This window comes from Streptosporangium sp. NPDC023825, assembly GCF_040639575.1.
Lineage (GTDB): Bacteria > Actinomycetota > Actinomycetes > Streptosporangiales > Streptosporangiaceae > Streptosporangium.
Genome location: NZ_JBFAAE010000088.1, coordinates 20,128 through 27,050, shown reverse-complemented (window position 1 = coordinate 27,050; position 6,923 = coordinate 20,128). Strand labels below are relative to the sequence as shown.

Genomic DNA, 6,923 nt, shown 5'->3' with positions numbered 1-6,923 from the left:
CCCGCCCCGGCGGGCGGGGGGGGCGGTCCGCGGTGCCGGCGGGTGGGGGGGGGGGGGGGGGGGGGGGCGGTGGGGCCCCCCCGCGGAGGGTGGTCAGCGGAGGGTGGTCAGCAGCGCTTGCTGAGGGACATGCGCTTGATGAGGGGGAACAAGTACTTGTTGAATTCGCCGGAGGCGAACCAGCGGTAGCGTTGCGAGCTGCTGGGCAGGCCCTGGACGAACTTGGTCCGGTCGGAACGGTCCTGGATGTCGAGGTTGGTCAACGTGCCGAGCACGGCGTTGTTCTCGTCCTTGAGGCGCGCCCACATCAGCCAGGCGTCGTTGTTGTCGCCGCTGGTGACCGTGCCGTCGAACGTGGCTCTGCCGCTCGGGTACAGGGTCCATCGGGCGCCTTCGAACATCGTGCAGTTCCCCGCCGTCATCGGCTTTCTCCACGTGAAGGATATGGGGGACAGCGACGTGGAGGACGCGGCGCTCGGGAGCGTCGGTCCCAAGGCCAGGGCCACCAGGGTCAAGGTGGCGCTCACGGTCGTGCGGAAGCGGGATCGGTTCATGACGGTTGATTCCTTTCGTGGTGAGGGTTGGTTGGAATGCGCCGGCCGAAGGTTGTCGGAGGCGGGATCGGGTTGGGCAGAGGGGTGCCGCGGACGTAGACGGCGCGGATGTGGTGCAGGGCGTTGAGGTCTTCGAGTGGGTTGCCGTCGACGGCCAGGATGTCGGCGTCGTAGCCGGGGGCGAGCCGCCCCTTGCGATCTCCCAGCCCGCACACCTCGGCGGCGAGGGAGGTGGCGGCGCGCAGCGCCCCGGTTCTGGTCAGGCCGATGCCGGGGAACTGGCCGACGGCCCAGCGCAGGACGTCGGGCGGCTTGATCGGGCCGATGCCGGCGTCGGTCCCGGCGACGATTCGTGCCCCGGACGCGTGCAGCCGGCGGGCGTTGGCGGTCAGCGCCGGTACCCGGGCGGCCATTGCGGGCGGCATCGCGCCCCCCTCCACCGGGGCCACGCCGAGCGTGATCCCGAGTGCGATGCCGCGTTCCGCTATGGCCTGGACAAGGCCGTCCGGCGCCGGGTCGACACCCTCCGAGGTCATGAAGGTGACGTGCTCGAGGCCGTCCACACCCGCCGCGACCGCGTCGGCGACGGCTTGGGTGCCGTGCACGTGGGCGGTGACCGGCAGGTGGTGGCGGTGCGCCTCGGCCACGGCGGCCCCCAGCTCCTCCGGCGTGAACTGGGGCAGCTCGGGGTGGGTGCCGGGGGTCAGGTTGCCCCCGCTCGCCATGATCTTGATGATGTCGACGCCGCGCTCGGCGCGTTCCCGCACGGCCGCGCGGACCCCGTCCACGCCGGTCGCGGCGCCGCCCAGGTAGTGACAGTGCCCTCTGGGTGTGGTGATCGGCGGCCCGGCCGCGACGATCGTCGGTAGAGAGCGGTCGGACGCGGCGGCGCCGCGCAGCGCGAGGCTCAGATAGTCCCGGTCGCCGAGATCGCGCACCGTCGTCACCCCGCCGCGGGCGGCCCGCCTGGCGGCCGCCGCCATCGCGGCGAGGGCGGCGGCGGCGTCTCGGCTTGCCAGGTTGCCCACCGGATCCGGGCTCGCGTCGAAGGCCAGGTGAACGTGCGTGTCGATCAGGCCCGGCAGCAGCGTCGTACCCCCGAGGTCGACGACGGTGGCCCCCTGCGGCACACCGTCGAGCGGGCCGACGGCCACGATGACGCCGCCGTCGAGCACGAGGACGGGATCGGGGGTCAGGGCCGGGCCGATGCCGTCGTACAGCCACGCGGCGCGCAGGACCGTGAGCCCGCCGAGCCGGAAGGAGCTGGTGTTCATGCACGTCAGCGTGCGGCCACCGGGGCCCTGCCCGCCTCCGGGAAACTACTCATGGCCGGTACTCATCCGAAGCGGCCCGTGCGTCTACCCGGGCTCCGTGTCCGTCTGTCGCCGCGGGCGGCCGGAGGCGATCCAGGCGGCGATCTGGGCGCGGCTGGTGAAGCCGAGTTTGCCCAGGATGTGCTGGACGTGATTCTCCACTGTCCGCTCGGCGATGTGCACGGCGGCGGCGATCTGCCGGCTGGTCAGGCCCTGGGACACCAGCACGGCGATCTCGTCCTCGCGCCGGGTCAGCGGGCCGGTCACCCGGCCGGACAGCGACCGTGCCAGCTCCGCGCAGCGCTCCCGCAGGGGAGCCATGCCGAGCCCTCCGGCCGCCGCACCCGCCGACTCGGCCAGCGCGGCCGCCTCGTCCCGGTCTCCCGGCCGCCGGCGCCTGGCCAGGGCACGGGCCAGTTCGTATCGGGCGGAGGCGGCCATCGGCGGCATGCCCGCCCGCTCGTTGATCTCGGCGGCGGCGCGCAGGTGACGTACGGCGTCGTCGAGGCGGCCCAGCGCGGCGGCCGCCCTTCCGAGCGGCAGCCGCATCGAGCCGAGGATCGCGATCACGCCGGCCCCGCCGCAGGCGAACAGATCGGCATACGGTGCCATCGCCCGGTACGTCTCGGCGGCCGCCTCCCGGTCGCCGAACTCCGCGGCGAGTTCGGCCATGACGGCGAGCGCGCTCAGCAGAAGAAAACCCGGCACCGACGACACGGGCGGCAACGTCCGGTAGATCTGCCGGGCCTCCTCCCGCCGTCCGGACGCCACCAGCAACAACGCCCAGGCGGGAGGCATCGCGGCGGTGGCCGGGTCCACTTGGACCGCCGCCTCGATCGACTGGCCGGCGCTTCCGGCCTGGGTTCGCACCATCACCAGGAAGCCGTGCGACGGCACCAGGGCGCCCTCGTGGCCGGCCCGCCGCGCCAGTTCCAACGCCTGCTCCCCCAGCGCGAGCGAATCGCCGAAACGGCCGCGGGCCAGGGCGATCGCGGCCTGGTAGCGCAGCGCGTGCCAGCGTGCCAGCGGCGAACGCAGCCGCCGGGCCACCGTGTCGATCGGGTCCAGTTCGGCCTCGGCCCGGTCGATCTGGCCCAGTTGCGCCAGCGCGTCGAACCGCCACAGCCGGCCCCACAGCACCGCGTCATCGTCACGGTCGGCCTCGCCCATGGCCAGCATCCGGTCCCCGAGGGCCAGCCGGTCGGCCACGCCGTCCGGGCCGCTGCGGGCGAGTTGTCTGGCCCGCAGCGCCTCCTTGACGGCCCTTCGGTCGCCGACCCGTTCGGCCATGGCCAGCGCTTCGGCCGAACGGGCCCCGGCATCGCCGGACGAGGTCCACGAATCGTTCACCGCGAACTGGGCCAGCAGCCGCGCCCGCAGCGCGCTGTCCTGCTCGGGGATGCCCGCCAGCGCCTCGGCGTACAGCGCGCCGCCGGTGGCGTCCCACGCGAAGTCGGTAACCCCTTCCATGATCATGGCCGCCTCGCCGATGGTCCGCGCGTCGCCGGCCTCCCGCGCGATGGCGGCGGCCGCGAGCAACGACCGGCGGGCGTCGACCATCTCGTACGCCCTGACCTGAGCACGAGCTCTCGCCATCAGCAACCGGCACCGGTCCGGCCCGCCCAAGGCCGCGTCGGCCGCCGCGGACACCGCGCGTCCGTACAGGGCGGCGGCCTCCTCCCACGCCAGTTGCGCCATCGCCTGCCCCGCGGCGCGCTCGGCCCACGCCACGGCCAGGCCGGCGTCTCCCGCGGGCAGCGACTCCAGCAGGTGAAAGGCCACCTCACTGACCCGGTCGGCCGCGTCGACCCGCCCGATCAGGTACTCCGCCATCCGCAGATGCAACGTGAGCCGCTCCGCCGTGGACACCTCCAGCCGCGCCGCCTCCCGGATCAGATCGTGCCCGAACCGCACGCCTGTGGGTCTCGCCTCCGTCGCGCCACCCGTGCTCCCGCCCGCGCGCGCCCCCGCGTCCGCCAGGGAGGTCAGGATTCCGGCCGCCGCCGCTTCGTCGAGCGCGTTCAGCACCTCTCCCACCTCCCACCCGGCCGCCGCGGCCAAGGCGGGCGGGTCCACTGCCGAGCCCAGCACCGCCGCCGCCGACACCACCCGCCCGCACCATGCCGACAGGCGATCCAGCCGACCCCGTACGGCGTCGCGGACCCCGGCCGGCAGCTCCGCACCGTTCCCTTGCTCGCCGCCCAGCAACCGGGCCAGCTCGGTGACGAAGAACGGATTTCCCTGTGTACGCCGACTCACCGCGCCGACCACCGATTCCGGCGACGGCCAGCCGGTGACCCCGGCCAGCAGGTCGCCGACCTCGGCCTCGGCCAGGCCCGTCAGCCGCACCCGCGTCACCGACGCCTCCCCGGCCAGCGAGACCAGCATCCGCCGCAGCGGCTCCCCGATCTCGGTGTCCCGGTAGATCGCCAGCACCGCCAGCCGTGACCCGGCCACTCCCCGAGCCAGGTACACCAGCAGCCGCAGTGACGCCTCGTCCGCCCAATGCAGATCATCCAGGACCACCAGCAGCCCATCGGCCTCGGCCCCGGCCGCCAGCAGCCCGCTCACCTCTTCGAACAGCTGGAACCGCTGCTCGGCCCCGCCCCCTCCCGCCTGCACCAGGTCACCCAGCTCCGGCACGACGCTCCCCGCGCCCTGCCCGGCCGCCTGTCCCATGCCCTGCCCGGCGCCGTGACCCGCGTGCTGATTCGGAGCGCCCCCGGATCGCCCGAGCGCCCGCAGGACCTGCCGGAACGGCCAGTACGCCGGATTGCCCTCCTCGTCGGTGGCCCGCCCCCAGCAGCACCGCATCCCCATCCGCGCCGCCAGCGCCGCGGCCTCCTCCGCCAGGCGGCTCTTGCCCGCCCCGGGCTCCCCGGCCAGCAACACCACCTGGCCCGCGCCGCCGGCGGCCGCGCCAAGCCGGTCCGCGAGCAGCGCAAACTCACGCTCCCGCCCCACGAACCCGACCTGCCCCTGTCGCGTCGCCTTCTCCGCTCCACCCGCGGCCAGCCTTCACCGACCGCTTCCACCCGACTGCCGCCTCCGCAAGTGTGCCAGCGGTTCCACCCGGTTCGAAAGCACGGCGGCGAAGAGGGGGTTGATGCCGGCAGGAGTCGTTGATCAAGTGGTCCGTACTCGAGAGCACGGCCCCGGTGGCGGTCACCCGGAGTGGTCGTTGGGGGCGTGGCGACTCCAGATCGCACCAGCGTCAGCGGCGACTCGTGTGGTGGTGACGTGGTGATCGTCGAGGGGCCTGGTGATGACGGGTGCCGGGGCCTGGAGAACGAGTTGGCGCCGGACCGCGGTAGGCCGAGTCCCGGAAAAGAGCATGCCGTCACCGATGAATCAGACCGAACGCCCATGGGTCGCCCCGGCCCCACCCGCGGTGGGGCGACCTCGGCGACCTCGGCGACCTCCCGCCGCTCCGACGGCCGACCCCGGGAACGGCTCGGACGGGACTATCCGGAGAGGACGGGACGCCCCGGACGGAACGGCCCGCGAGCCGGCCCCCGCCAGGCTCGCGGCTTTCCCGGCAGCCGGTGCGACACCCACGAGGAGCGGCACCGGCGTCATCGACACGATGACGAGGACGGATCCAGCCCTTTCCCACCCACCCCCCGTCGATCGGTCAGGACGGGTCTTTCCGAACGTTAGGCAGGGACGCGGCGGAAAGCATGAGTATCCCCCTACTCATCCCACCGGACCCTCGCCCGGCAGGACACGCGAATCCCCACGTCATGGGCCCGCGTCCCGTCCGCACCCGGCAGCGACGGCACGGTGACGGGTTCGCGGTGGCGGTTCGCGGCGTTCCGCGGTCACGGTGGTTCAGGAGCCGCCTGACCGGTCCTCCCGCACCGGAACGGTCACGCGGTCCTCGTGGGCGTCGTGGGCCCTGAGCGGCGCGAACGCCCGGCGCGCCTCGCTGCACACCGCCGAACCGGCGGTTCCCCGGCCCCGGGACCGGCTGTCCCGACAGGTGACCCCCGCGGCGGGAACGGCACCCCCGGGCCGGGAGCTCTCCGGGAAGGCGCGGCAGCGGGCCGGGGTGTTCCTCCGCGTTCCGCAGGGAACCGGGACCCCGCCCGCTCCCTCGCCGAGCGGCAGCGTCTCAGCCCGCTCCCTAGCCGAGCGGCAGCGTCTCGCCCGATTCCAGCAGGGTCTTCAGGTTCGACAGGATCTCGGGCCAGCCCTCGCTGACGCCCTTGATCATCTCGCTGCCCGCGACGAGGCCCTCGTGGGTCACGGTCAGCTTGACCGTGGCCCCGCCGGCGGGCTCGATCTCGAAGGTGATCTTCGAGATCGGCTCCTTCCTGAGCTCGGCGAGCTTCTCGTCGCTCCAGCCGAACATGTCGGCCACTTCCTGCTCGTAGTTGTGCCAGGTGTACGACAGGCGCTTGCCGGGCTCGGCCTCGAGCACCCGCTGGCCCCAGTCGTGGTACTCGCCGTCCGCGGTCACCTTCCACTCGATCGGGGCCCCGGGCGTCCAGTCGGATCGCGGGCCCCCTCCGCCGAAGTAGCGGCTGATGAAGGCCGGGCCGGTCAGGGCCTCCCACAGCCGGTCGGGAGTGGTCTTGATGTAGCTGATGTAGACGAAGCTGGTCTCGGACACGTCCGTACCCTCCAGGGCTCGTTTCAGGTCGGCGAGCGCGCGCGCCCGCTCGCGGTCGTAGCGGCCGATCCACCGATCGGCGATCTCGTTGATGGGCGCGGCGTTGAGGTAGTGCAGCTTCTCCCTGCCGCGCCTGACCGTCTCCACCAGACCGGCCGCCTCCAGGACGGACAGGTGCTTGGTCACGGCCTGCCGGGTCATGTCCAGCCCCGCGCACAGCTCGCGCAGGGTCTGGCCGTTGTCCCGGTTGAGGCTGTCGAGCAGCCTCCGGCGACTGGTGTCGGCGAGGGCTTTGAATACCGCGTCCATGCTGTCTCACAGAGTTAGGCAACCGTTCGGATGCATGTCTGAATATAGGCAACTTTTTGGTTGCATGTCAATGCGGGCGCCGCGGCCTCGGCTCAAGATCTTTCGCCGGGTGACGAGCACGGCGGCCGTGAC

Annotated in this window: 4 protein-coding genes; all 4 read right to left on the bottom strand. The window is 73.2% G+C overall.

Annotation, left to right across the window (positions count from 1 at the left end; all coding sequences use genetic code 11):
• Positions 1-107 precede the first annotated feature (107 nt).
• The gene (locus AB0G15_RS40325; RefSeq protein ID WP_362850691.1) at positions 108-554 is read right to left on the bottom strand and encodes a DUF6294 family protein; all 447 of its coding nucleotides are present in this window, start codon (positions 552-554) and stop codon (positions 108-110) included.
• Positions 551-1,828: an amidohydrolase family protein gene (locus tag AB0G15_RS40320; protein ID WP_362850689.1), complete on the bottom strand. Its 1,278-nt coding sequence runs from the start codon at positions 1,826-1,828 to the stop codon at positions 551-553. Before AB0G15_RS40320 ends, AB0G15_RS40325 begins: the two co-directional genes overlap by 4 nt.
• Before the next feature lie 84 nt (positions 1,829-1,912).
• Positions 1,913-4,831, bottom strand: coding sequence for an AAA family ATPase (locus tag AB0G15_RS40315; protein ID WP_362850687.1), 2,919 nt, complete (start codon positions 4,829-4,831; stop codon positions 1,913-1,915).
• A gap of 1,162 nt (positions 4,832-5,993) precedes the next feature.
• On the bottom strand, positions 5,994-6,791 hold the full coding sequence (locus AB0G15_RS40310; protein WP_362850685.1) for a metalloregulator ArsR/SmtB family transcription factor: 798 nt from the start codon (positions 6,789-6,791) through the stop codon (positions 5,994-5,996).
• Positions 6,792-6,923: the final 132 nt, after the last annotated feature.

What these genes read in the sequence shown, in the direction of transcription:
- AB0G15_RS40325 (WP_362850691.1), bottom strand. Translation starts at nt 554, where the DNA reads ATGAACCGATCCCGCTTCCGCACGACCGTGAGCGCCACCTTGACCCTG.
- AB0G15_RS40320 (WP_362850689.1), bottom strand. Translation starts at nt 1,828, where the DNA reads ATGAACACCAGCTCCTTCCGGCTCGGCGGGCTCACGGTCCTGCGCGCC.
- AB0G15_RS40310 (WP_362850685.1), bottom strand. Translation starts at nt 6,791, where the DNA reads ATGGACGCGGTATTCAAAGCCCTCGCCGACACCAGTCGCCGGAGGCTG.